A 24,303-nucleotide genomic window follows, 5' to 3' on the forward strand; every position below is an offset into this window, starting at 1 on the left:
AATCTTATTAAAATTTCGTCAACAGCTTAATAAATGGAATAAAAACTTATCTCTCCGATTTAAAGTGATAAAAGTTTCAAATATTTTTTTATAAAATTCCAATATACTTAAAATCTCCTTTTCTATATAAAAATATATATTATATAAATAAATAAGAAAACTTTTTCTATTGAAAAAAAATAAATAAATGATATTATATTATTGTAAATAGTATATATAATAAATATGGAAATGTGGAATAAGAAAAGGTTCGCAATTTAGTAGTTAAAAAATAAAAAGGGGGAAGATGATATGTTTAAGAAAATAACATTAATATTATTAATATGTACTATATTAGTGATATCAATAAATACAGCAAAAGCAAATAATGTAGAATTAATAGATGGAGAATATATAAAAGACGATATGATAATAGGAAATACAATAAAAACCCCAGCTCATAATAATGGTGAATTAAAGCCTTTTTCACTAAGGTCTAATGAAATAAGTTCTCCTAATTATGCTATATCTACAGAAACTCTCCAATTTATCTATGATGGATACTTGCAGTTTAGAGCAATTTACAAAACAAAATCATCAGATGGATATGGATTAGTTGCGAATAGAAATGTAAGACAAGGTTGGATAGACTACACAAGACAAGGAAGTAGTGTTATAGGAGGTAGAAAATATACTGAACACGCAGCAAACATACATGATACGAATTTATATTCAGTTAGTGCAAGAGCTTATGATAGTCTTATTCCTTTAGAAAAATATACAACCTATTTTGAAAGAGGATGGTATTATTTTCAATAGAAAGGTTTATTATGAAAAAAACAATTATTATTATAATTTTAATAATGATAACTATTACTGGATGTAACAAAAAAAAAGAATTATCTATAAATATAAATTTAGATTTAGATGATAAAATCTATATGATTTCTTATGAATATTACATAAATAATAAAGTATCAGGAGGTTCTTCTATAACAAAGTCTAATTTTAAGCAATTAGGAAGTAGTGTAAATTTTAAAATAAAAAGCAGAAGTCCTTATAAGATAAAAGAAAATGATAAAATTAAATTCAAATTTTATTTAACTAAAGACATTGACAAGGCAAAATCGTCAAACATTATATTAGAAGATAATTTATCGACTAATATTACTGAAGAATTAATAATCGATTTTAATAAGGAATATAACTTTAAAATATCAGAAAATTCGAATAAAAAATTAGAAGTCGTTTATTTAAATAATTAAGACCAGATACTTATAATTTCCTGTTATTTTATACTATTTTCAACTATCGTTACAATCTAGACACTTTGTATAATATATAGTTAATATATTTCCTAATTCTTCAATGGTAAAAAAATTTAATGATACTTAAAAAACTTATAAGAACAGTAATAGCTCAGATAAGAATGTAATATAAAAAGCAAAAAAGTATGCAAAATTGCGTACTTTTTCTTATTGTGGTTAACAAACAATGATATGCTAAGCCATAGGTTTTAAAACCTAGCTTAGCATCATATTTTTATGTTTAAATCAAAAAGTCAGGCAGTATTGAATGTCAATATTTTTTTGTAAATAGTTTTAAATTAATTTTCTAAAAGAATAAAATATTATCTCTTTTGACCAACAAAATACTTTAAAAATAAAATAAATTTGAAATACACTTAAATATTTACTACTAATGGCTCTGCATTATTGATTTTGTAATTTATACACTCTTCTTCCGAAATATTAAATAATATCTTAAAAAATACTCTAATAGTATATAAATGTGCAACAATAACGATTTTATTGTAATTCTTATCTTTAATTTCTTCCCAAAATAATCTAACCCTATTTTCAACATCGGCATAATTTTCTCCACCAGGTGCTTTGACTACAAAACTATGAGCAAAATGTTTTAATTCTTCATCATAAAAATATTTTGAATATTCAGGATGTATTTTCAATTCTTTAACTAATTGCCCCTCAAAAGCTCCTAAAGATCTTTCTCTAAGCCTTTTATCAACAATAATATTTTCTGATGATGTGATAGCTAATGCTGTATCATAAGCACGAATCAAATCTGATGAATATAATTTATCAAATTTCTCAAAAATTTCATTATCTCTCAATTTTAAAATTTGCTTAATACCTAACTCACTAAGTGGTGTATCAAATTGTCCTGTACATATGGTATATTCATTTTTATTTAATTTATTTGCTTCACTTTCGCCATGTCTAACAAAAATTATTTGCATTAATCCTCCAAAAAATTATTTAATTTCTTTTATAAAATACAATGCTAATTCATCATTATTTATACATTTTTCATTTACTGGTAAAACTTTACCTTCATAATAAATTCCAGTTCCATTTGGAATAAATCCATTTTTTACATATAATCTTTGAGCCTTACCATAATTTGAATTTAATCCTACACCAATACCTACCTTATCACTAAATTCTTTAGCTTTATCTATAACTGCAGTTAAAAGTTTTTGACCTATTCCATTTTTTTGATATTTTTCAAAAACATTAAAGTCAACAATTTCTGGGATATTTGTATCTTTAAATGGTCCAGAATTTTGATTAATAACTAATGTAATATATCCTGTACAGTCATTATCAATTTCATCCACAATAACTATTCTTTCATTATTTTGTTGCTCAATTAAATATTTTTCTAAAATAACTTTTCTTGATCCCCAATTTTGCTCAATAAAATTATTATCAATTTTATCTATGTGTTTTTTATTTAGTTTAACTATCATTTTATTTATCTCGTACTCTTTTTATATTTTTTAATATTAAAATTGTATCCATCAATTTTTTCCCTTTTAATAATATCAAAATCATCTTCATTAAAATCTTTTCTAATTGTGATAGTATTTAAGCAATCATATCCTAATTTATTGTATAATCTCATTGCACTTAAATTTCTTGCTGCAACCTCTATATATAAAGATTGTGAATATTCTTTAACATATTTTTCTAGTTTCTTAATTACTTTACTTCCAATTCCATTATTTTGATATTCTTTAATTATAAAAATATCTTCTAACCAATCAATTTTAGCTCCTCTATTTCCAAGATGCGCAAATCCAATATAATTTTTTTCAACTTTTACTAAAAATAATTTGTGACCATTATCAGTCCAATTTTTATAATCAACCTCTATTTCTATATCATCAAGGAAAACACCATTATGCTCTTTCCAAAATTGTTTTATAAGAAAACATGATATTTCTATTAATTTTTCGTTTGCTTCAATTAATTCTATGTTCATTTTAATTATTTCCTTTTATACTAAAAATAATTTTGACTATTTTTCAAATTAATTTATTTAATTCAAATAGTAACTTTTGTTTCATTTTATCTAGTTCCATATCTGTTGGTCGATTTGAATCATCATACATTTTTTCCATCTGAATCCACCATACTGGACCTTTTCCATTGTGTCCGTATTCTCCTAAATCACCATTATTTCTTGGAAAAAGGTGCCAATGTAAATGAGGATCACCATTTCCAAGCAATTCATAATTCATTTTTTCGCATTGAAAAGCATTAGAAACAGCTTCTGCAACTATAGACACTTCCTCTAAATACTTGATTTTATAATCCCTATCTAATTCAAAAATTTCATTTTTATGATATTTACAAATAAAAATCGTATACCCCTTAAAATATTGATGATCACCTAAAACTACATATCCCGTATTCAACTCTTTAACAAAATATGGATTTGTACCATCTTCAATTATTTTTATTCTTTCACAAATAAGACACATAAATTCATCCTTTTAAAATTATTTTTTCTAAATTTCTATCCCTTTTTCAAATAAGTTTTCAATACACTCTTTCAAATATTCATCATCATGTTCAGGATATACGGGTTTCGTTAATTCAATTTCTTCAACACTATAATATGGAGCACATGTTTTTCCTCTATAATTTGAATTTCTCCAAAAATTATCAGGTTTATAACCTCTTTTTTCCATTTCATTCAGTATCAAAATGTGATATTGATATAATTTGTAAGGATTATAGTTAAACACATAATTTACAGTTGAATGTGGTTTCCCCCAGCCATTACCTCTAAGTGCACAGCATTCTCTATGTTGTCCTAATAGTTGTTGTCTGGGTAGTTTATTAATAATTTCTTCATGCCATAGTCTCATAAAATATCACTCCTTGCAAAATCTTATCACAAAATGTATAATTCCTAGAAAATTTACTAACTAATATAATTAATAACTTTTATTCCAAGTCAAAATAAAATATATCTTCAAACTTTTTATCCAATGCAATACACAATATTAATGCAAGTCTGGATGTAGGACAAAATTCACCGGTTTCTATTGAACTAATGGTATTCCTTGAAACTCCAACCATATCAGCCAAATTTTGTTGAGTAATTTTTTTTTCATTTCTTATACTTTTAAGTCTATTTTTTAACTTTAATTTCTCATTCATTTTAACCAACTATCTTAATTAAATAAGAGATATAAAGAATACTCCCACCTATTATAAAACATATATAAAATATTTTTTGTAAAAACTTCATATTTTTTCTTTCCTTAAAATATTTATATGTCGAATTGCCAATAATTATAGATACAAACATAAGAGAAGCAGTTGTATAATCTAAATTTTTCACCAATGATATAATAAATATCAATAAGAATGTAACTGTAGAAAAAATAATCCCATACGAATATGATTTTACACTAACATAATTTTCTCGCACATCCCCCAAACTATTTTCAATCTTAAATTTATTTAAAATATCTTCCTTATCCATAAACCCCTCCTGCCAAGTATACTTTTCATTATTATACTCTTGAAAATTTTACTTGTCAATATATTATAATTCTTAAATAAAAAAATATTAGTAAATAATATTTTTCAGAGAATTCAAACACTTCATTTTTTCGTTTTAAAAATCTAATTAAAAAAACTCCATAAGCAATTTAAATTACATACTTTATTTTGCTTATAGAGACACAGATAAATTAAATCTATCATTTTTCTAATATTCATGTTATATTTTTACCTTTAATTTATTTAATACCATAATCAAATTAAAAACTATATTGGTTTTATTTTTTTTAATAATAAAAAAATATTTAATACCATAAGTAATTAATTATTGATATTGGTTTGATTATTTACACTATTAAAAGCTAAAAAATCAAACCATTACTATGTAATAACCAGCTTTAGTTTGATTTTATTTTAATAATATCTTAAAATTTAAAACTATTATTTTTGTATATAAATATTTGGTTTGATTTATAATAAAACTATAATTAAAACCCATTATATTATCTTTACCAATTCATTCCATTCTATTAAAAGATATATATAACAAGATGATTCCAAATCAATCCGCAGGGCTCTGCCCGAGGACGTGAGAAATCATCTTGTTTTAGTATAATTATAGTGTAATTAAAAATGCTATATTAGCATAGACCTTTTTTAGTACGTTGTACTATATTATTGAATTAAATTAAAATTAATCCACAATAAATTTAGCTATTTAGTTCTCTACTTCTTTTCTTAAAAATAATATAAGAGACAATTAAATTAAAAACAAATGGTATTATTTGTATCATAATTCTAATATAAACATTAATATTATTATAAAAACTACTTATATTTTTATAAACAATAAAATAAAAAACTATTTGAATGATAAATAATACTATAAAATATTTAAATAAATTTTTCATATTTAATAATATTAAATTTCGATTTGTCATACCTAAATCTCTAAACAAAATAAAATAATTTTCATTTAGCATCCAGTATGTATTTAAAGCTCCAATTGAAGAAAAAAACAAAATGCAAAATATTAATATTATATATAAAACTATAATAAATGATTTAAGATATTGGAAGTTGTGAAATTCCTCTAAATAGTTTGATAAATTTTTTATATGTAAATTCTTAATCTTGCTTGTTGAATTATATATTTCTTTTGCAACATCATTGGCTTTATCAAAATTATTTAAATAAATATGTAATCTTGTAGGCTCATAATTAATGTTATTTTTCTTAAAAAACTTATCTGAAACTAATATTCTATATGATGAAAGTACATGACTATCTAAATCGAACCATCCAATATTTTTATAAGTCTTTGATACCAATGGCAAATTGACTTTATCTACTTTAACATCTAATTTATCTAAAATTTTATCATTCAAAAATCCTGCAATGTTTTCATTTGCTTTAGGAAAGTATATATCAATGTCATTATAATCTAACAACTTTTCATCTCGTAATATATTTTCCCCCGATTCTTTATATTCCCAATAAAATGTTTTCTGATTATCTAAAGAGGAATCTTCTGATGTTAAACTGATTGATGGTGAAATAAGTATTCCGGAGTCTCCATTTAATAAATTCGTAATATCAACTTCACTGGAAATTTCTTTAAGCACAGTTTCTAAAATAAAGTCTGGCATTGCAATAATATTTGCTAATACAAGTTTTTTATTTTGTTCATTAAAATATTTTTTCCAAAAATCAACATTTGTATTTAATACACCATTATTAAGTATTTTAAAAAATTGTGAATCTACTAATTCTTTTCTCAAAGGAATATATACATAATAATTTTCATAAAATTGATCAATCTTTTTTATATATTTATTATTTTTTAATTTTTCTAAAACATCTGAAAGTTGATTATTATGGTTATAATAATAGAATTGAGTTATATCAAGTTTATTATTCATATAATCAGCAACATTTACAAAATCATTTCCTCTTAAAATGTAATTTTGAGGAATATGTTTTTCAATATAATTAATCTGAAAGTCATAGTCTTTTTTTATTTGTCCATATAATTCAACTATTTTATTTTTATTTTCAATATTATTTAATGAACCAATGAACGTAAATGACATATATATAATTATTAATATCATTGATGAGTAAACTATTAAATTACTTTTACCTTTTAATATTTTACTTAATGACATTATCTTGTCTTTTTTAATGTTGCTTGAATTTTGCTTTTGATTTAATATTTTACTTGAAAATATTGCACAGACAGTTGCTGCAAATAAATAAGAAAAAATGTAAAGTCTAACATAAAAATATCCTTTAATAATATTATATTCCACTTTTGAAATATTCATGGCATTTTTAAACAAATAAACTAACAATACATTTAATGTAAAACTAAGTAATATACAACTAAAAGCAATTATCAATATTTCTAAACTTACAACAAGAAATAAATTAGATTCTCGAATTCCTAAGTGCCTATATAATAAATATCTTTCTTTAGAATTAATAGTATATGAACTAAAGATAAAAAAAGATAATAAAAATAGTATAGAAATTTGAGTAAAATAAAACTCTTTTGGATATGAAAATAAAAACAAATTTGCGTCATCTTTTATTGGTTTATTTTCATAGTAATTTCCCTTTATATTATTAAAATCAATTTTATTAACTTCATTTTCATTCAATAATGTAATCCTATAATTTTCATTTTTTTGCAAATTTAAAAATGTTTGGTTATTTATTAATACATTTGGAGTATATAATTTTTTATTTTCCTCTCTAAAGCCTTTTATCCAATTATATCCAAAGTCATTAATAATACTTTTTACAGTAAATTTTTTACCATTTATTTTAATTTTATCATTAATTAAAATCTTTAGTTTTGAAGCTAAGCTTTTTGTTATTATAGCACTATCATGTTCTAAATTCTTTATATAGTCATTATTTGATGAAAAAGAATAATTCTCCGCTCCATTATAAAAACTTCCAACAATAAAATCTCCTTGTTTAAAAATATCAATATATGCATGTGAATTATATCCTGTATCTATATATTCATCTTTTTCTTGATAAATTATTGTATTAAAAGATCCATATAAGGAAAATTTACTATCAATTATTCTTTCCTGATTTATATTTATTATAGAATTTGAAAAAAATAAAATTAGCAAAATAATTGAAGAAATAAATAAAGTTATCCAAAAATTACGTGATTTTTTGCTGATTGAAGCTTTTATCAGCTTTAGACTACTTTTCATTAAATATCTCCCCATCAGAAATTGTAATTTTCTTAGTACCAATTTTTGCTAAATCTGTATCATGAGTTGCTATTATGCACAATGTATCATATTTTTTATTAATCTCTAAAAATAATTCAATTAAATTATTTGATGTTTTACTGTCAAGTGCACCTGTCGGTTCATCAGCCATTATAACTTTAGGATTTAGCATAATTGCCCTTGCTAAAGCAACTCGTTGTTGCTCCCCTCCAGATAAATCAGATACATATGAATATTTGTATTTTTTTATTTCAAGCAAATCTAAAATTTCATCTAAATAGTTTTTATCAACTTTTTCACCATATATTATTGATGGTATCATGATATTGTTTAATACAGAAATATCAGGTATAAGTCTATAATTTTGCCAAACAAATCCAATTTTTCGTGTACATTTTAACTTAATTTCATCATCAGACATAATATTAACTTCATTTCCATTAAAAAAATACTTACCATCTCTAGGCTTTAAAGTACCATTTAATAGTTTTAACAATGTTGACTTACCGCTTCCACTTTTGCCAACTATTGTTACTATTTCACCTTCATTTAATTCCAGATTAATATTTTTTAAGATTATTTTATTATTGTATCCCGCTGAAATATTATTTAATTTAATCATATTTACCTCTTTGTAATATAATCAATGAAAGAAAGATAAAATTTTATCTTTCTTTTCTTGATTATATTAATTGTTGAATTTCCAAGCTTGTGTTGATTCATGAACTTGATTTCCATCTACATAATAATATGCATAATGTGTACCTGTTCTACCATTCAATCTATTTGTAGTTACTTTGCAATATGTACTATTTGCAGTTGAAGCAAAATTTGTATAACCTGAATTATCATTAAAACTAACCGTTATTTTATTCATTAATATGTTTTCTGGTGCTGTAGATTCAGTTATAGCATAACCGTGTTTATAAAATCCCCAATCAACATTTCCATGTATATGTTCCAAATCTCCATTTATCGCAAATGTAAAACTATTAAAAATAAACACTAATAATACAAATGATATCCCAAGCAAAATCTTTCGAACCTTATTAAAATTCATCAAATACCTCCTTTTTTTAATATTTCTTAACTCCAAGATAACATATTTATGTTTTTTTTTCAATATATAATCTAAATAATAATTAATTATTTAGAAATATTAATATATTAATAATGATAAATAATAAATCATTTACAATATTTTAGATTTATTTAATTTTAATGTTTACTAACTTAAAATAATTATAACTTTGAGACATATACAAAATCTAATAACTTAAGTTTCAGTTGTCGACAAAATATCGACAACTCCATAAATAAATTTAATAATATAACTTTACAGACAAAAAACAAGATGATTTCGAATCAATCCGCAGGGCTCTGCCCAAATCATCTTGTTTTTTTATTTTAATACAATTTCGCCCCTGCTGGAATGTTACTATCTAACATCAACAAGTTCAAACCTTCTTTTTCTTCATATTCATATACAGCAGATATCAACATACCTTGTGATGGGATGCCCATCATCTTTCTTTCTGGTAAGTTTGTAATTGCAACTAATGTCTTACCAATTAATTCTTCTGCTGAATAGTATTCTTTAATCCCTGATAAAATCGTTCTATCAACTCCGGAGCCATCATTTAATGTAAACTTCAATAACTTCTTAGATTTTGGAACTTCTTCACAATTTAATACCTTAACTACTCTGAAATCAGATTTTTGGAATGTTTCAAAGTCTACAAACTCTTCAAATAAAGGCTCTACCTTAACTTTTGATAAATCTAATTTTGGAGCAGATATTTCTTGATTGCTTTGTGATTTAGAAATCTTTTCTCCACCAATTGGCTTCATCGTTGGGAATATATCAAAAAATTTTTGTTAACTATTTAAAACTCTATAAATATTAAATTCCCAATAATTTCAATATAATTCATATATTACAACTATTCATATCTCTATCTAAGTATCTAGTAAATTGTCGTAAATCAGTCGTAAAACTGTAGTAACTAATAATTCTTTAGATTAAATGCATTTTCAAAAACTTTCATCTGCTCTATATTGAAATCTTGTGTAGCATCTACATATATATCCATAGTCGTCGAAATATCTGAATGCCCTAGAATTGACTGCATAGCTTTTGTATTAATGTTTTGTTCATTAAGCCTAGTAGTAAATGTATGCCTAAAAATATGATTACTTAAATGTGGAACTAAAACTAAATTGGTTGATTTATTTTTATCAATTAAGGCTAAGTTACAATCTCTAACTATCCTTCTCAATGCTTTATTCAATGTACCATTATTATGCACTTTCCCAAATCTATTTAAAAATACAAAATCACAAAGTCCATCAATAGAGTCGCAACACTTAATTTCAAATATTTTTTGCATCTGCTTTTCCATAATCAAAGCATCTTTTACTTTTTTCATCATAGGAATCGTTCTTTTACCCGATCTTGTCTTTGGCGTATTTATTGCATACTTATTACTTAACCCTTTCCCTTTACTATAATAAACAAGGGTGCGATTAACGTTAATTAAATTATTTTCAAAATCAATATCTTTCCACTGTAATCCAGTAACTTCTCCTACTCTCATTCCTGTCCATAACATAACAATGAATATAGGATACCACCTTTTATATTCATTACTTGAAAACAAAAAATTTTCAAATATTTCTTGTTCGTCAACTGTCATAGATTTTTTTTTAGGCGTTTCATTTCGATAAGCTACCTTTAATTCTTTTAATGCATTATCAGATGGATTAAATCTAAGGTACTCATCATCAACTGCTAATTCTAAAACCTGATGTAATACTGTATGAACGCAATCAATAGTTGCTACCTTTAATCCTTGATTTTCTTTTACCTATTTTATCTCTCCACTTATATTCATATGTCCCATTTGCTCTTTGATGCTCACCTTCTTTAAGAACTACTCCTTTACTGTCTTTTCTTCTATTCAAAATAACTACCTGTCCTTTCTAAAAAAGAACTCATTTAAATGATTATATCACGAATTCATTTTATTTAAAATACTCTAAATTGAATACTGCCCATTTAAATATTTTTCAATATTATCTTTTTTTATAAGTCTTTTACTTCCATTAAATAATACAAATTCACACTCTTTTTCATTTGTAAGTTTTCTTATTTTATCTTGTCCAATATTAAAATAATCAGATGCTTCTTTCAATGTTAAAAAAGCTTTATCCGAAATCTTTATATTTTCATCCATATCAATTCTCCTTATACAAATAAATATAAAGTAATAAGTTTTTTGACATTGGTAGGTTCATTGGCTGCTACATTGGAATCTAACCACCGCCCCTTATTTAGACGAGCCAGCTTAAACTATTGAAATATCATTATCACCATTTACATCACAGAAGATTAGTTGCCACACTATCCTTTATGTATTCCTATCTATCGCTCTTTTTCTTTTATCCTTGGATTTCCCAGTATTTATTTAAACCGAATTACTCAGCAGAAAAGTCTTGGCGTAGGTCATAATTCTCAGCAAATGGATAAAGTCCTACCATGGTCTATTCAGTTGTCAAGGTACAAATGGCTTAATGCCATGTAGGAATATTTTGCTTATTTTGGGAATAGTTCATTTCTACTTAAAAGCAAAAGGATAAATTTCCCCCTACACTTTTAGAGTTAAAATTTATCCTTCTTGGTAACTAGATTTTTCATTTTTTGAAAAAGAAAAAGCACCGACTTTCTCGAAGCCGATGCCATATTCCTTATTAATCAATAATTTTAAGATATTCATCATTTGCAATAAACAACTTACGGTAATACTCGTTATATCCTTTACTAAACTTTCTAATGAGTGGAATTGCTATTTCATAGTACTTGTTATCTTGCATATATTTTTGTAGTTTATCTTGAATGATTTTCATTAGGCTATTTTGATACTCATAGCTGTTTTTATAATCTTGATATTGAGACAATATCTCCTTATTTTCTTCTAGCCATTTTTCAGAATTCTCTATAGCCTTAATTTTGGATTCATTAACTTCTTTTAATGTGTTCATATCATAAATAGTGCTAACTTCTTCGATATACTCTTGTTCTTCCTTGGTAAGTGTAAATGAAGGTAGGCTGTCTAGATATGTAACAAACTCTTTATATGCAACTTTGCCTTCTTCGTCCAATGTCTCATTCAAAAATGGTTGATAAGCAGAAAATATTAGCTGTCCGAAATATCCAGGGAAGGCATTTTCTAATTTTTCATAAATGCTTTCTTCCGCTTCAATCAAAGCAATTTTACCATTGATAATATCTTGGCTTTCCTTTTTAACCATCAATTCAATAACTTCTTTTCTTTTTTGTTCAATTTCCAAATGATATTCTTTTCTTCTAAGAATTGAAGCTAGTGATCTACTACTTGACGATAAACATTCTTCAATCTCAGATATTCTTAGACCAATCTTTCTAAACAAATATATTTTATTTAGAGTTTCTAAATCTTGATTACTATAATCTCGATAGCCATTTTCCAATTTTAAAGGCTTAATCAAACCTTTTTCTTCATAATACTCGATTGCTTTTCTAGTCAAACCTGTTTTCTCTTGAATTTCATTTCTAAGCATGGTCTAACACCTCCTTTATTAAAGGATATCCCAGTCCCTAATGGACAGGTCAAGGCTTATCTTAATATTTTTTCTCATAATATCTATTGATAAAAAACATAATTATTGGAGAACACCCAACTGAAATTGCTAAAAGAGCTGCTGGTAAATATGCTTTTACCGAAATACATACAACTGCAATCATTCCCATTAGAAGCATTAATATAGATGCCATTGATGCGTTTACCTTATCTCTGATTTTTTCATTTCTTTCATCCCTTACGCTTACTTTGTAATCATGGTCTTTCTCCATCATTTTATGATGCATAATTTTCACATGCGACACGGATACACAAATAGCAAAAATAAAAGTTAATGCAATTTCGGTAGCTTCATTCAACTTGAGGGCAAACACTAAAATTAAGCTACAGATTCCTATTACATATCCTATATACCATATTTTATTATTTTTCATTTTTTTCCTCCTCGTAAATAAATACATCTTCAATTGACAAATTAAATAACCTAGCAATTTTAAATGCCAACATAATGGACGGATTATATCTTCCATTTTCCAAAGAACCAACTGTCTGTCTTGATACTTCAAGAGCATTAGCTAATTCTTCTTGCGTTATACCTTTTTCTTTTCTGATTTCTTCAAGTCTATTTTTCACATTATATCTCCTTCTAGAACGGAAAGTTAGCTTTACATATAGTATAATCGCTACTCCCATAAATGTCAAGTTAGCTTTCCATTAAAGGAAGCAGACAAATTTTACTCTGCCTGCTCCTTTACAAAACTTCTATCTAAAGTCTTTTAATAGCTCCCTTAGCTTTTCTAATATCTTATTCCTTCTCTTAATCAAAGCTGGATGCGATATGCTTTTTTCTTTTGCGACTTTCCTAAGAGTTTCATCATCAAAATATAGCCTATCAATTATTTCTATTTCATCAACACTTAGTTTAGATAAGGCACTCCTTACAGCTTCTATCATTATCTGTGTTTGAATTATCTTTTCAACATCAAAATTTTTTCATCTATATTTTTCATTTTATTTTCCTCTCTTTCTGTTTTTTGAACAAAGAATAGCGACTAAGATTTATTCTTAGTCGCTATTCTTATAATGTAATCGTATTTTTATTCTTGTATTTCAGCAAACACGCACAAATGATCTGAATTTGGATACTTTTTAATTTCTACACTTTTCACATTATATTTATTTCTCGGTATTAAAATATGGTCTATTCTTACTCTAAAAATTGATGGAAGCTTTGTGTTCCATGTTCCCGAATTAAGTTTTGCGGCATATTCCAAAATATCTATGTGTGTTTTAATATTATTAAGGTTTCCATGTTTCATCGTCGCATTAAAATCACCAATTATTATTGAATCTTGATTGTTATTAGAAATTGCTGCAATTAAATCTAGGTCTCTTTGCCATAAGCTCATTAGTCCTGGAAGCGGAGGTGCTGTGTGTAATCCAATAATATCCGGATTATTTTTTGACGTTGATGATAGGTACAACGTTCCAAATCTTGTCATCGGAGTTTTATTGTAAATGTTATATTTCCCAAAAGTTTTCTTTATTACAATTGTAACGGGTGCTATACTTCCTTCTGTTGGTTCTGATACATATGCCACATACTTTTCAAAATCAACATTCGCTTGTTTAAATAAATTAGCTAATCTTTTATTAGACATATCTCCTTTTTCGTATCCGTCCAGTTCCGGAAATACTACTATATCAGCATCAAATTTACCAAAAATATCTTGAATGTTTTTTTCGTTTATATTGTTAGCTACATTCCATTCAACCAATTTTATTGTTCTATTATCTGTATGTTGTGCTTCGATTTTTTTATTATCCATTCCAAAATAAATAAATAATATAGAAAAAATCGAAGTGCCCATTAAAATTATATTTGCAACATCAGTTTTCAATTTAAAACCATTTCTAAATATTGATATTGAGATCATCAATATCGAAAAAATTATCATCATAAATCCTATCAATGTAGAAAAAGAGTACAAATGAGCAAACCCAAATTTTGTTGAAAGTACATTATTTAACTTGCTACGCGAGAAAAAAACATAACTACATCCTAATACTGTATATATTAAAAAAATTATAAAAATGATAATTTCCTTCTTTTTCATATTGAAAATTCATTCCCCTCTGTTATATAAATTAGAGACAGCGCATGAAAAATCGCTGTCTCGATTAAATACAAATTACATACCTTCACCGTTTGTTGCAACTAATGAACCATTTACAATTCGTCTACAATATCCATTTCTTACTTTTGACTTAACTGAACTAACAATACTCGATAATGATTTTCCTGAAACGTCTATACTTCTTCCAACACTATTGTTATGCAAATCCATAGTTTTATCAATTCCACTAAAATCATATTCGTGAGCTGTAGCCCATTGTTCTGCTGCTGACTCTCCTATTGATTGTTTCATTAATGCATTCCACAAACAATGTCTAAAAGCATCAGAATTATCTTGCCAACCGTTTTTCCCATAAACTTCAATAGTTTGCGATGTAGCACTATTCCCAGCATTATATACCTTTACCGATTGAATTGGATGTGCAAGAGCTAATTTTCTCTCAGCAGAATTTAAACTATTATAACCAGGTAAATAATCACCTATTCTCCTTAAAGAAACACGATTAAGTCCACCATTTTTCATAAAAGAAATAAGATGTTGTTCTTGTTCAAACTCTGTGCTGTGGGGTTTTGTGCAATAAACTTATCTAATTCTTCTGAAAGCACAGCTAAATCGTTAGTATCTCTAATTTCAAAAGATATATTTTCTTCAACTTGCTGATCATTAATAATATCAGCTGCAAAAACATTTACTGGCATCGCTATCATAGACGCAATAATCATCATCGTTGCTAAACCTGTAGCAACTAGTTTTTTCTTTAACATTTAGATTTCCTCCCTTTCGATTTTATTTTAATAAATTGTTAAACTCTTCATCGAAAAGTAATAAATCTCCATTTTTGTACCTCTGAGGATTATTATAGTTCATAAATTTCACCTCTCTTTTACTAAATATAATCATATAAGTCTTAACAACAGTCTCACTTATGACATTTATATGTTTCTTCTCCATCTAAATCGAAAATCTGATACATACAAACTCCTAAAGCATTTGCAATATCATTTGCCTTTTTTAGACTGGGGATAGTTTTTTCTGTTTCTATTTTATTAATATTGTTCTTGATATTCCAATTTTTTTACCTAGTCTATGTTGTGATAGACCTAATGGTTTTCTATATTCTTCAATTCTATTTTTCATTATTTAGCCTTCTTTCTTTGGTTAATTATAGTTTACGATATCATCTTATGAAAATCAATAGCTTAAATCAGCAGCCTCTAACTCTTTTCATTTTTATTTAATTGAATATTTCCTATAAAATTAAAGTATACATCGACTTGTTGCTTTCGGTCTTTGCCTTTTCTTCCCCCTGTTGCTTCATGGACTACAACTTTTTCTATATATTCATTTATCATTGGTACGGTCAGTTCTTCAATATCGGTATATTTTTCTATCATTTTTAGGAATTTATCGGTGTCAACTTTCCTCTGATGGTAGCTTTCTATTTCTTGTTCAAAATACTGTATTTGCTTTTCTAAATCTTGTTGCTCTGTATCATAGGTATTAAATAATCTATCAAAGTGTTTTACAGGAATTTTTCCAAGTGCATGGTCTTCATACAGCTTTGTAATTAGTGTTGTTAGTTCTCCATTTCTTGATGACAGTTTTTCTAACTTTTCTTTATACCCTTGATACTTTTCTTCCCTTTTTTCATCGGATAACTTGTTCATCACTTTTAGAAATTCTTGCTTTTCTTCTTTTGCAAAGTCTGTGATTTTTTTAATCTATTTTAATAGAATTTCATTCACTGTTTTTACTTTGATGTAGTGCATACTGCAAGTACCTTTTCTGTGTCTGTAATGTTGACATACAAAACAATAATCACAATCGTATTTCTTTTCTTTATGTTCTGCCGGCTCTCGATAGCTTAACTTTTCTCCACAATCGGAACAGATTAAAATCCCTGTAAATGGGTGTGAGGTTGTACCATACTTTGAACTTCTTCTTACTGTTTTTCTTAATCGTTGAGCGTTGTTCCATGTTTCTTCGTCAATGATGGCTTCGTGGGTATTTTTGAAGATAATGAGTTCATCTTTTTTGCCTTTCTGCGTTTCTTAGTTTTGTAATCAAGGCATATTGTTTTACCAAGTACAGTGTGTCCCATATATTCTTGCTTTTCTAAGATATAACCTACTGTGGTAGGTGTCCAAAAATATGGGTCTTCTATTCCTCTTTTCTTGGAGCTGTGGTTATTTTCAGGGTAATGTATTTCTGCATAGGCTGATGGGATAAGGACTTTATCTTTGGTTAATATATATCTGCTATCTGTGTTACTCCATATCCCTCTATTACAAGCCTGTAAATGCGTTTTACGACCTTTGCACTCTCTTTATCGACAAGTAGCTCCTGTTTGTTCTTAGGGTTTCTGTAATAGCCGTATGGAACGCTTGGGGATACTCTTTTACCTTCTTCCATTCTTGCTCTGAAGATAGATTGTATTTTTCTCGATGTATCTCTTGCATACCATTCGTTCATAATATTTAGAAATGGGGTAAAGTCGCTTTCTGCTTGTTTTTCACTGTCTATACCGTTATTGATTGCGATAAACCTTACTCCCTTTTCTTTGAACAGTATTTCAGTGTAAAAGCCTACTTTGAGGTAATCTCTGCCGAACCTGCTCATATCTTTTACTATCACAGTAGATACTTTGTTTTCTTCTACTGCTTTTATCATCTTTTGAAATCCCTCTCTATCAAAGGTTCTTCCGCTTACTCCTTCATCGGTATAGTGATAGATATTTACAAAGCCGTTTCTTTTTGCATAGCTTTCAAGTAGCTGCTTTTGATTGGTGATGGAATTACTTTCTCCTTGCATTTCATCATCACGACTTAAACGCTCATAAAGGGCTGTTTGTCCTGTTCTTTTCATATTTGACACGAGAATTACCTACTTTCCAAGTTTTTATTATTTTCTCTGTCCCTAATAGGTTAATCCTTTAGGATCAATTACACAATATGATGAGTGCATTTGCTTAAGATTGGGCTTTACATAAAATCTAGTCTTACCACTTCCTGAACCACCAATGACAAATACATTCTTGTTTCTTGCATACTTTGGATTAGCTGGTCTGCCATTCATAGTTAATCGTTCTGTTTGGGTAAGTAATATATTATTCTGAAATTTTTCATCCATATATGGCTCAATATCTTTTCTTGTTCCCCATCTTGCTGATCCATATTCTTTTCCCTGTCTGAACTTTTTAGCATTTTTCCCTTTTGTATATACGATGAGTTTAATTAAGCCTGCTATTACCAAACCCATTAAAATATCCGTAGGATGAATGCTTGGGATAAAACTCATCGTGTTAAGCTCCAATATACCTTGAAATATTTTATCAATGATATCACCACCTGTATAAGCTCTTACATGGTGTGAAAAGATATTACCTACATAAAAAAATGCAAGATAAGGAATATTCTGCTTTAGAAATTTTTTCTTATCCTGCATCCTAAACAAGCCTTTGATATCTTTTAATATTTTATCTATCATAGGCTCTGCTCCTTTTGCTTATTCTTAATTTTTTCCTTTGAAACAGAGTTTTTAGCCATCTCCTTAAATTTCTTAATACTTTTTCGTATAGACTCTTTTCTATGTTCTTTTTTCTCAATACTTTGAAGAACATTTTGAAATGCCTTATTCATTACCTTTGTGTCTTTTGCTTGAAAAAATACTGAGTGAATTTTTGTGTCCTTGTCTTTCATAATTGAAAATTTTACACCATGTTTATTTAACTCTCTTTTTAGCTTTCTTAACTCTCCATCTTTAACATTTATTTCTTCAAGCTGACCTTTTTTAACAAGATCTTTTAGCTTTACTTTATTTCCCTTGGATTTAATAAGCTTGTCAAGCCCACCAAATTTTTCAGATTCTTTCATGATTTTTTGTAGAATTTTCAAAACTTCTTTTGCTGTTGCCTTACCTATCCTTGCTTCAAGATTTAAAGTTCTATTAGATATTTCATCATTAATCAAGTTCTTTCACCTCCACCAAGTAGTCTCTCTTTATTTTCTTGTAGCTTTTGTTTTTGTAATCTCTTTCTAAAATCTTCTCCAGTTAGTTTGATGGGTATACACATCTCAATAATTCTTGAGTAAATCCTTTCGTATTCAACTCCTCGATCTGAATTTTTTATTTTTTCATAGGGAAGATTTGTTGTAAAAATCGTTGGCTTTTGTTTTAAATACCTGTTATTAACGATGTTGTATACATGTTCTTTTGCATAGCTTGTGTCTCTTTCTATTCCTAAGTCATCTAATATTAGAACAGGTACATTTACTATTGATTCTAGATATTCGTTTTTATCAAAATCGAAACCACTTTTTTGAAGGTCGTTAATTATTTGAGAAAAGTTTCTTATTTTTACTCTGACTTGATATTCCTCAATAAGTGCATTTGCAATACTACAAGCAAGATAAGTTTTACCACTTCCAACTGTACCAAAGAACAATAATCAAACATTATCCTTTTTCATGGCTTCATATTCTTTAACAAAATTTTTAGCAACAATATATGATTGTTCTTTATCACCTCGATAATTATCAAATGTATATGACCATTGACTAATAGAATTAAAGCAACTCCTTTTAAGACTTTCTATCATCCTTCTTTTTTCTTGCTCTTTTTCTTGTTTCAGTCGCTCTTTATCACAAGCACAATGACTTTTAAAGATATATTTTCTACCTCCAAAATCTACAACATCCCCATCTTTTCTTTGGTTACATACTTTACAGTATGCATGACCATCTTTTATATACTCTGCATCTGGATTTTAGTTATACTCGATTCCATCAATTAATGCTTTATTTTGTTGCTTTATCATAAATATTCTCCTGTTTCATAATCTTCTAAACTATATGTTGTAACTTTATTCTTTTGTCTACTATTTCCTTGGTCTTTGTAAAACCAAGAAAGTATTGTTGCCTTATGATCCTTATACGATTTACCTGTACTTTGAATATATGTCGATAGTCTTTCGATGTAATTTTCAAAGTTATTAAGAAGTATTTCTTTTAAGTCAATTACTTCATCTTCTGTTAAAAATACATTTTGAAATGTACCTAATCCATTTTCGCTAAAACTATAATCAGGATTACTATACTCAAGATTATTATTATAAGGATTACTTCCTTGTACTTTTTTCACTTCTTGAAGTGTATTTTCTTCATTTCTGGAGTGTAAATTCTTCACTTCTGAAGTGTAATTTTTACACTCAGAACGAAATATGCTCATGAAGTCTTTAACATAAATGATGTTAGGTTTTCCAAGTCCCTGTCTTTTTCGTTCAATAAATCCTATCCCACCAGTACTGCTATCCAATTCATTTAATATTTTTACTGCTGTTTTATTTGACTTGTTTAAGATTCTCATTATTTCTTCAACCGTAAAAATAATATATACTCTGCGTTCATCATCAATCCATTTATTCCGATATGATAAGCTAGTTCTCTCTAATAGGCATGAATATAGTATTTTAGCTTCTGAGGATAACTGTTTAAACATCTCATCTGTTACAAGTACTTTAGGTAGCATATAATAGCTAAACCTATCCCCATCTCTGTTATAAAAATAATCAAACTCCATCAACACACCTCCTTTCTTTCAATTTTGGGTAAAGAAAAAGACGATAGTTTTTACTCTATCGCCCTGGTAATCATTTAATATAAATTTCTATATTTGTTTAATTTTGATATTTAAAAATTCTAAAAATGCTATTATACTTGCTCCGACTAAAGGTAAGCCATATGGACTAAATATAAAGGCAATTACTAATGCTTCAATACCTGTTGCTGTTTCTTTGTTTATAAAACTTGCTATTGCCCCTATAATACAAAATACCATTAATAAATGTAAAATAGTTGTACCTATGCTAAGCAAAAATGTCAGACAAGCAGTTAATACTGATAGCAAAATACTTATAGGAAATAATATTATTTTCAATACCCATCTCATAAATAACCTCTTATTACTTATTTATTTTATTCTCCAAACTTTTAAGACCGATTGAATTTAGTTTTTCTAAAGATAAAAGCTGAGTTCTAGCAAGATTTCTAAGCTCTATCATTCTTTCCTTTTGCTCCATTCCTTTACTAATAAGAACGGCATTATAGTTTTCCATATTTGCAAGAACTAATAACTCGTTTAGACTTGCATAGTCTCTCATATTCCCTTTAATCTTTGGATTTTCTTCACGCCACTGTTTTGCTCTTTTATTAAATAAAGTGGCATTTAACATATCTGCTTCACTTGCATATTTATATGATAACTGCTCCGTAGTAAGTTCATTTAATAGATATTCTTTAATGGCATCAGTATGGATTTTGTAGTTAATCTTTGAGATTTCTCGATTTAAGTTCCAGCTTAGTGATAATTTTGAGTTCTCATCTAATTTAAGTCTCTTATAATCCTGAATAATGTATAACTTAAATTCAGGTGATAACCATGATGCAAATTCCATCGCAATATCATAGTGTGCATATGTTCCACCATATCTTCCTGACTTAGATATAATTCCAATTGCATTAGTAGATTCTATCCATTTTTGCGGAGTCATAGTGAATCTATTCAATCCTGATTCATTTCTAAACGTGTCGAATTGCACACGGTTAAAATTTTCATTATTGAGAGCTTCCCATAATCCTATAAACTCTAATGTATTTCTATTTCTCATCCAGTTTTGAATAACAAATCGTGGATCATCACTATTCCTGTACTTTGCTATATCCGTAAGACTTATATAATCATTTTTAAAGACTTCCGTATAGATTTGAATTTAAAATCCTTGTGCTTCAATTTTGTCTTTTTTTATTTTAGACATATGAATTCCTCCTATATGCTGATGCACTGTTTACAACATTTATTTTTTAAATAACCGCTCTAAACAGCACACCAACTATTAATTTTTTCAGTTTTAAATTTTAGTAGAAGTCCTAAAACCCTTGATTTTACTGAACTATTTGCCTCTGTCATTATTATGAGACGAAACCCACCTAAAAGATCTTTTAATGCTTCTTGAATATCTTCTGCTGTTTTTATATCATATTCCTCAATTAGTGAGCTTATGATATTTCTTTTTCCTTCCGTTAAGGGCTTTACATGATATACTTCTTTTTTCTTTGACATAAAGAAAACCTCCTTTGATAATTATACTCTACCAAAAGAAGTTTATCTTGTATTTACAGACTTTTTTTCACAGGCTCGCTTAGTATTGTATTTTTTTCCATAGGATGACTCTAATTTAAGTTGTCGACAAAATGTAGACAACTCACTTTTATCTTCTTCTGTCATTATTTTCTTTACTCAATACCAATAATCCCTAGGATTTTTACCTTCTGATAATACTCCTACAATATCAATAACTGAAAAATACCATTATTCGTTTTCGTTAACTCAAATTTAACGAATTTCTTTACCTTCAAATAATTTAATCTCATTGTTCAAACCTAGACCTCCTTTATTAGTATGTTATTCTCAAATAATTATTTTATAAATATAAATAATTACGACAAAGTTAAAATAATATTATCAAATATATCATTTTATAAAAAAGCTGAGGAAAATATCTAATTTTACCCCAGCTTTCAAAATGAGTTCTTTTTAATACAATTTCGCCCCTGCTGGAATGTTACTATCTAACATCAACAAGTTCAAACCTTCTTTTTCTTCATATTCATATACAGCAGATATCAACATACCTTGTGATGGGATTCCCATCATCTTTCTTTCTGGTAAGTTTGTGATTGCAACTAATGTCTTACCAATTAATTCTTCTGCTGAATAGTATTCTTTAATCCCTGATAAAATCGTTCTATCAACTCCGGAGCCATCATTTAATGTAAACTTCAATAACTTCTTAGATTTTGGAACTTCTTCACAATTTAATACCTTAACTACTCTGAAATCAGATTTTTGGAATGTTTCAAAGTCTACAAACTCTTCAAATAAAGGCTCTACCTTAACTTTTGATAAATCTAATTTTGGAGCAGATATTTCTTGATTGCTTTGTGATTTAGAAATCTTTTCTCCACCAATTGGCTTCATCGTAGGGAATAACAATACGTCACGAATTGTTGTTTGGTTTGTTAAGAACATTACAAGTCTATCAATCCCAATTCCCAAGCCGCCTGTTGGAGGCATACCAACTTCGATAGCGTTTAAGAAATCTTCATCTAATAAGTTTGCTTCATCATCTCCAGCTTCTCTTAATCTTAATTGATCTTCAAATCTTCCTCTTTGATCTTCAGCGTCATTTAACTCACTATATGCATTTGCAATTTCTTTACCGTAGATAAACGCTTCAAATCTTTGAGTCATATCCGGATTTTCAGGATTTCTCTTTGTCAATGGTGAAACTTCAACCGGATATTGTGTAATGAATGTTGGTTGAATTAATTTTGATTCAACATATTCTTCAAAGAAAGCAACAATAATATTTCCTAATCTATCGCTTGGTTTAACTTCAATTTTATGTTCATCCGCTAATTTTTTAGCTGTTTCAAAATCTTTAATTTCATTAAAGTCAATTCCTGTTTCTTCTTTAATAGAATCAACCATTGTGATTCTTCTCCAAGGAGTTGTGAAATCAATTGTTGTACCTTGGTAATCTACTGTCTTTCCGCCATTTACTTTTTCATTTACAGAACAAACCATATTTTCTAATATTTCCATCATGTCATTATAGTCAGCATATGCTTCATATAACTCGATAGCAGTATATTCGGGATTGTGTGTTGCATCCATACCTTCATTTCTGAACATTCTTCCCATTTCATATACTTTATCAAAACCACCAACGATTAAACGTTTTAGGTATAATTCATTTGCAATTCTCAAATACATATCAATGTCTAAAGTATTGTGGTGTGTTATAAATGGTCTAGCATTTGCCCCACCAGCAATTGTATTTAAAATTGGAGTTTCTACTTCTAAGTAGTCTCTATTATCTAAAAACTCTCTTATCCCTGATAGAATTTTTGTTCTCTTTCTAAATACATCTTTAACTTCCGGATTTACGATTAAGTCCAAATATCTTTGTCTATATCTTAAATCCATATCTTTTAATCCATGGAATTTTTCTGGTAAAATTTGCAATGATTTAGTTAATAATTGTAATTCTTGTGTTAATACTGAAACTTCTCCTGTTTGAGTTTTTATTACCTCACCCTTAAATAAAGCAATATCTCCCATATCTAATTCTTTAGTTTCATTATATAATTCATCACCTAAAACATTGTGTCTGTTGAAAATTTGAATTCTACCACTGTCATCTTGTAATACGAAGAAATTTATTTTACCAAATATTCTTTTAGCTAAAATTCTTCCTGCTACTGTAACAATTTTCCCCTCATAATTTTCAAATTGATCAACAATATTTTTAGCTTTAGAATCAACTTGAGCCTTTTCAATTATATGTGGATTTTTACCATTTTCCTTTAAGATTTTTAATTTTTCTCTTTTAATCAAAAGCATTTCATTGATATTTTGTTCTGCCATA

The 24,303-nt window shown here is 27.3% G+C and carries 27 protein-coding genes and 6 pseudogenes; 2 read left to right on the forward strand and 31 right to left on the reverse strand.

Features of this window, described 5'->3' with window-relative positions:
* The first annotated feature begins 291 nt into the window (after positions 1-291).
* The gene (locus ABGF45_RS04065) at positions 292-798 is read left to right on the forward strand and encodes a hypothetical protein (protein WP_134710620.1); all 507 of its coding nucleotides are present in this window, start codon (positions 292-294) and stop codon (positions 796-798) included.
* Positions 799-809: 11 nt separating this feature from the next.
* Entirely contained in the window at positions 810-1,244 is a 435-nt protein-coding gene (locus tag ABGF45_RS04070) for a hypothetical protein (protein ID WP_134710619.1), read from the forward strand.
* Between the two features lie 419 nt (positions 1,245-1,663).
* On the opposite strand, the gene ABGF45_RS04075 is transcribed toward ABGF45_RS04070, so the two are convergent.
* From ABGF45_RS04075 to lysS, 31 genes and pseudogenes are all read right to left on the reverse strand, one after another.
* A complete protein-coding gene (locus tag ABGF45_RS04075; protein ID WP_134744592.1) occupies positions 1,664-2,239 on the reverse strand; it encodes a histidine phosphatase family protein in 576 nt (191 codons plus the stop codon).
* A 15-nt stretch (positions 2,240-2,254) separates the two neighbouring features.
* The gene (locus tag ABGF45_RS04080; protein WP_134744593.1) at positions 2,255-2,752 is read right to left on the reverse strand and encodes a GNAT family N-acetyltransferase; all 498 of its coding nucleotides are present in this window, start codon (positions 2,750-2,752) and stop codon (positions 2,255-2,257) included.
* A gap of 5 nt (positions 2,753-2,757) precedes the next feature.
* On the reverse strand, positions 2,758-3,267 hold the full coding sequence (locus ABGF45_RS04085; protein WP_134744594.1) for a GNAT family N-acetyltransferase: 510 nt from the start codon (positions 3,265-3,267) through the stop codon (positions 2,758-2,760).
* A 43-nt stretch (positions 3,268-3,310) separates the two neighbouring features.
* Positions 3,311-3,769, reverse strand: a complete 459-nt coding sequence (locus ABGF45_RS04090; RefSeq protein WP_134744595.1) for an HIT family protein — start codon at positions 3,767-3,769, stop codon at positions 3,311-3,313.
* A gap of 27 nt (positions 3,770-3,796) precedes the next feature.
* A complete protein-coding gene (locus ABGF45_RS04095; protein WP_134744596.1) occupies positions 3,797-4,159 on the reverse strand; it encodes a TIGR02328 family protein in 363 nt (120 codons plus the stop codon).
* Between the two features lie 79 nt (positions 4,160-4,238).
* Positions 4,239-4,454 carry a helix-turn-helix transcriptional regulator gene (locus ABGF45_RS04100; protein ID WP_134710613.1) on the reverse strand — a complete coding sequence of 72 codons (216 nt, stop codon included), beginning with the start codon at positions 4,452-4,454 and terminating at the stop codon, positions 4,239-4,241.
* A gap of 1 nt (position 4,455) precedes the next feature.
* Positions 4,456-4,782: a DUF6442 family protein gene (locus ABGF45_RS04105; protein ID WP_134744597.1), complete on the reverse strand. Its 327-nt coding sequence runs from the start codon at positions 4,780-4,782 to the stop codon at positions 4,456-4,458.
* A 730-nt stretch (positions 4,783-5,512) separates the two neighbouring features.
* Entirely contained in the window at positions 5,513-8,038 is a 2,526-nt protein-coding gene (locus tag ABGF45_RS04110; protein ID WP_134744350.1) for a hypothetical protein, read from the reverse strand.
* A complete protein-coding gene (locus tag ABGF45_RS04115) occupies positions 8,028-8,681 on the reverse strand; it encodes an ABC transporter ATP-binding protein (RefSeq protein WP_134744351.1) in 654 nt (217 codons plus the stop codon). Before ABGF45_RS04115 ends, ABGF45_RS04110 begins: the two co-directional genes overlap by 11 nt.
* 66 nt (positions 8,682-8,747) lie before the next feature.
* Positions 8,748-9,119, reverse strand: coding sequence for a hypothetical protein (locus tag ABGF45_RS04120; RefSeq protein WP_134710609.1), 372 nt, complete (start codon positions 9,117-9,119; stop codon positions 8,748-8,750).
* Positions 9,120-9,466: 347 nt separating this feature from the next.
* A pseudogene (locus ABGF45_RS04125) lies at positions 9,467-9,922 on the reverse strand (lysine--tRNA ligase); the annotation flags it as partial.
* Between the two features lie 143 nt (positions 9,923-10,065).
* A pseudogene (locus ABGF45_RS04130) lies at positions 10,066-10,914 on the reverse strand (tyrosine-type recombinase/integrase); the annotation flags it as partial.
* Positions 10,889-11,023 (reverse strand): integrase DNA-binding domain-containing protein, encoded by a 135-nt coding sequence (locus ABGF45_RS04135; protein WP_408112632.1) that lies wholly within the window; start codon positions 11,021-11,023, stop codon positions 10,889-10,891. The pseudogene ABGF45_RS04130 and the gene ABGF45_RS04135, both read right to left, overlap by 26 nt.
* Positions 11,024-11,097: 74 nt before the next feature.
* Complete coding sequence (locus ABGF45_RS04140; protein ID WP_134744352.1) at positions 11,098-11,295, reverse strand: excisionase; 198 nt, start codon at positions 11,293-11,295, stop codon at positions 11,098-11,100.
* Between the two features lie 514 nt (positions 11,296-11,809).
* On the reverse strand, positions 11,810-12,658 hold the full coding sequence (locus ABGF45_RS04145) for a MerR family transcriptional regulator (protein WP_134744353.1): 849 nt from the start codon (positions 12,656-12,658) through the stop codon (positions 11,810-11,812).
* 61 nt (positions 12,659-12,719) lie between these two features.
* Positions 12,720-13,112 (reverse strand): DUF2178 domain-containing protein, encoded by a 393-nt coding sequence (locus ABGF45_RS04150; RefSeq protein ID WP_134744354.1) that lies wholly within the window; start codon positions 13,110-13,112, stop codon positions 12,720-12,722.
* Positions 13,102-13,311, reverse strand: a complete 210-nt coding sequence (locus ABGF45_RS04155) for a helix-turn-helix transcriptional regulator (protein ID WP_134744355.1) — start codon at positions 13,309-13,311, stop codon at positions 13,102-13,104. The genes ABGF45_RS04150 and ABGF45_RS04155 overlap by 11 nt, the downstream gene beginning before the upstream one ends.
* A 129-nt stretch (positions 13,312-13,440) precedes the next feature.
* Positions 13,441-13,671, reverse strand: a pseudogene (locus ABGF45_RS04160) (sigma-70 family RNA polymerase sigma factor); the annotation flags it as partial.
* Between the two features lie 104 nt (positions 13,672-13,775).
* Entirely contained in the window at positions 13,776-14,795 is a 1,020-nt protein-coding gene (locus ABGF45_RS04165; protein WP_134744356.1) for an endonuclease/exonuclease/phosphatase family protein, read from the reverse strand.
* A 75-nt stretch (positions 14,796-14,870) separates the two neighbouring features.
* Positions 14,871-15,338, reverse strand: a complete 468-nt coding sequence (locus tag ABGF45_RS04170; RefSeq protein ID WP_209021609.1) for a DUF6973 domain-containing protein — start codon at positions 15,336-15,338, stop codon at positions 14,871-14,873.
* The gene (locus tag ABGF45_RS04175) at positions 15,335-15,580 is read right to left on the reverse strand and encodes a hypothetical protein (protein ID WP_209021610.1); all 246 of its coding nucleotides are present in this window, start codon (positions 15,578-15,580) and stop codon (positions 15,335-15,337) included. The genes ABGF45_RS04170 and ABGF45_RS04175 overlap by 4 nt, the downstream gene beginning before the upstream one ends.
* 274 nt (positions 15,581-15,854) lie before the next feature.
* A complete protein-coding gene (locus ABGF45_RS04180) occupies positions 15,855-15,953 on the reverse strand; it encodes a helix-turn-helix domain-containing protein (protein ID WP_245151221.1) in 99 nt (32 codons plus the stop codon).
* A gap of 77 nt (positions 15,954-16,030) precedes the next feature.
* Positions 16,031-17,690 (reverse strand): annotated as a pseudogene (locus ABGF45_RS04185) (recombinase family protein).
* A gap of 54 nt (positions 17,691-17,744) precedes the next feature.
* Positions 17,745-18,302: pseudogene (locus ABGF45_RS04190) on the reverse strand (type IV secretory system conjugative DNA transfer family protein); the annotation flags it as partial.
* Positions 18,299-18,784, reverse strand: a complete 486-nt coding sequence (locus ABGF45_RS04195) for a PcfB family protein (protein ID WP_134744358.1) — start codon at positions 18,782-18,784, stop codon at positions 18,299-18,301. The gene ABGF45_RS04195 and the pseudogene ABGF45_RS04190, both read right to left, overlap by 4 nt.
* Positions 18,781-19,563 (reverse strand): annotated as a pseudogene (locus ABGF45_RS04200) (ATP-binding protein). Before ABGF45_RS04200 ends, ABGF45_RS04195 begins: the two are co-directional and overlap by 4 nt.
* 65 nt (positions 19,564-19,628) lie before the next feature.
* Positions 19,629-20,393: a replication initiator protein A gene (locus tag ABGF45_RS04205; RefSeq protein ID WP_134744359.1), complete on the reverse strand. Its 765-nt coding sequence runs from the start codon at positions 20,391-20,393 to the stop codon at positions 19,629-19,631.
* 87 nt (positions 20,394-20,480) lie between these two features.
* Positions 20,481-20,762, reverse strand: a complete 282-nt coding sequence (locus ABGF45_RS04210) for a CD1845 family protein (RefSeq protein ID WP_134744360.1) — start codon at positions 20,760-20,762, stop codon at positions 20,481-20,483.
* Positions 20,763-20,775: 13 nt separating this feature from the next.
* Positions 20,776-21,582 (reverse strand): KilA-N domain-containing protein, encoded by an 807-nt coding sequence (locus ABGF45_RS04215; RefSeq protein ID WP_245151224.1) that lies wholly within the window; start codon positions 21,580-21,582, stop codon positions 20,776-20,778.
* A 104-nt stretch (positions 21,583-21,686) separates the two neighbouring features.
* Positions 21,687-21,932, reverse strand: coding sequence for a hypothetical protein (locus ABGF45_RS04220; RefSeq protein WP_134744361.1), 246 nt, complete (start codon positions 21,930-21,932; stop codon positions 21,687-21,689).
* 474 nt (positions 21,933-22,406) lie between these two features.
* Positions 22,407-24,302, reverse strand: a complete 1,896-nt coding sequence (lysS, locus tag ABGF45_RS04225; RefSeq protein ID WP_134744362.1) for a lysine--tRNA ligase — start codon at positions 24,300-24,302, stop codon at positions 22,407-22,409.
* Position 24,303: the final 1 nt, after the last annotated feature.

This window comes from Helcococcus sp. KG196, from assembly GCF_046035495.1.
Taxonomy (GTDB): domain Bacteria; phylum Bacillota; class Clostridia; order Tissierellales; family Peptoniphilaceae; genus Helcococcus; species Helcococcus ovis.

Bases quoted from the DNA above. Each gene is read 5' to 3' on its own strand.
- ABGF45_RS04140 (WP_134744352.1), bottom strand. From the start codon at position 11,295: ATGGATGAAAATATAAAGATTTCGGATAAAGCTTTTTTAACATTGAAA.
- ABGF45_RS04090 (WP_134744595.1), bottom strand. From the start codon at position 3,769: ATGTGTCTTATTTGTGAAAGAATAAAAATAATTGAAGATGGTACAAAT.
- ABGF45_RS04070 (WP_134710619.1), top strand. From the start codon at position 810: ATGAAAAAAACAATTATTATTATAATTTTAATAATGATAACTATTACT.
- ABGF45_RS04100 (WP_134710613.1), bottom strand. From the start codon at position 4,454: ATGAATGAGAAATTAAAGTTAAAAAATAGACTTAAAAGTATAAGAAAT.
- ABGF45_RS04075 (WP_134744592.1), bottom strand. From the start codon at position 2,239: ATGCAAATAATTTTTGTTAGACATGGCGAAAGTGAAGCAAATAAATTA.
- ABGF45_RS04110 (WP_134744350.1), bottom strand. From the start codon at position 8,038: ATGAAAAGTAGTCTAAAGCTGATAAAAGCTTCAATCAGCAAAAAATCA.
- ABGF45_RS04145 (WP_134744353.1), bottom strand. From the start codon at position 12,658: ATGCTTAGAAATGAAATTCAAGAGAAAACAGGTTTGACTAGAAAAGCA.
- ABGF45_RS04115 (WP_134744351.1), bottom strand. From the start codon at position 8,681: ATGATTAAATTAAATAATATTTCAGCGGGATACAATAATAAAATAATC.
- ABGF45_RS04085 (WP_134744594.1), bottom strand. From the start codon at position 3,267: ATGAACATAGAATTAATTGAAGCAAACGAAAAATTAATAGAAATATCA.
- ABGF45_RS04220 (WP_134744361.1), bottom strand. From the start codon at position 21,932: ATGTCAAAGAAAAAAGAAGTATATCATGTAAAGCCCTTAACGGAAGGA.
- ABGF45_RS04120 (WP_134710609.1), bottom strand. From the start codon at position 9,119: ATGAATTTTAATAAGGTTCGAAAGATTTTGCTTGGGATATCATTTGTA.
- ABGF45_RS04150 (WP_134744354.1), bottom strand. From the start codon at position 13,112: ATGAAAAATAATAAAATATGGTATATAGGATATGTAATAGGAATCTGT.
- ABGF45_RS04065 (WP_134710620.1), top strand. From the start codon at position 292: ATGTTTAAGAAAATAACATTAATATTATTAATATGTACTATATTAGTG.
- ABGF45_RS04210 (WP_134744360.1), bottom strand. From the start codon at position 20,762: ATGAGATGGGTATTGAAAATAATATTATTTCCTATAAGTATTTTGCTA.
- ABGF45_RS04170 (WP_209021609.1), bottom strand. From the start codon at position 15,338: ATGAAAAATGGTGGACTTAATCGTGTTTCTTTAAGGAGAATAGGTGAT.
- ABGF45_RS04175 (WP_209021610.1), bottom strand. From the start codon at position 15,580: ATGTTAAAGAAAAAACTAGTTGCTACAGGTTTAGCAACGATGATGATT.
- ABGF45_RS04105 (WP_134744597.1), bottom strand. From the start codon at position 4,782: ATGGATAAGGAAGATATTTTAAATAAATTTAAGATTGAAAATAGTTTG.
- ABGF45_RS04080 (WP_134744593.1), bottom strand. From the start codon at position 2,752: ATGATAGTTAAACTAAATAAAAAACACATAGATAAAATTGATAATAAT.
- ABGF45_RS04095 (WP_134744596.1), bottom strand. From the start codon at position 4,159: ATGAGACTATGGCATGAAGAAATTATTAATAAACTACCCAGACAACAA.
- ABGF45_RS04180 (WP_245151221.1), bottom strand. From the start codon at position 15,953: ATGAAAAATAGAATTGAAGAATATAGAAAACCATTAGGTCTATCACAA.
- ABGF45_RS04205 (WP_134744359.1), bottom strand. From the start codon at position 20,393: ATGGAGTTTGATTATTTTTATAACAGAGATGGGGATAGGTTTAGCTAT.
- lysS (WP_134744362.1), bottom strand. From the start codon at position 24,302: ATGGCAGAACAAAATATCAATGAAATGCTTTTGATTAAAAGAGAAAAA.
- ABGF45_RS04165 (WP_134744356.1), bottom strand. From the start codon at position 14,795: ATGAAAAAGAAGGAAATTATCATTTTTATAATTTTTTTAATATATACA.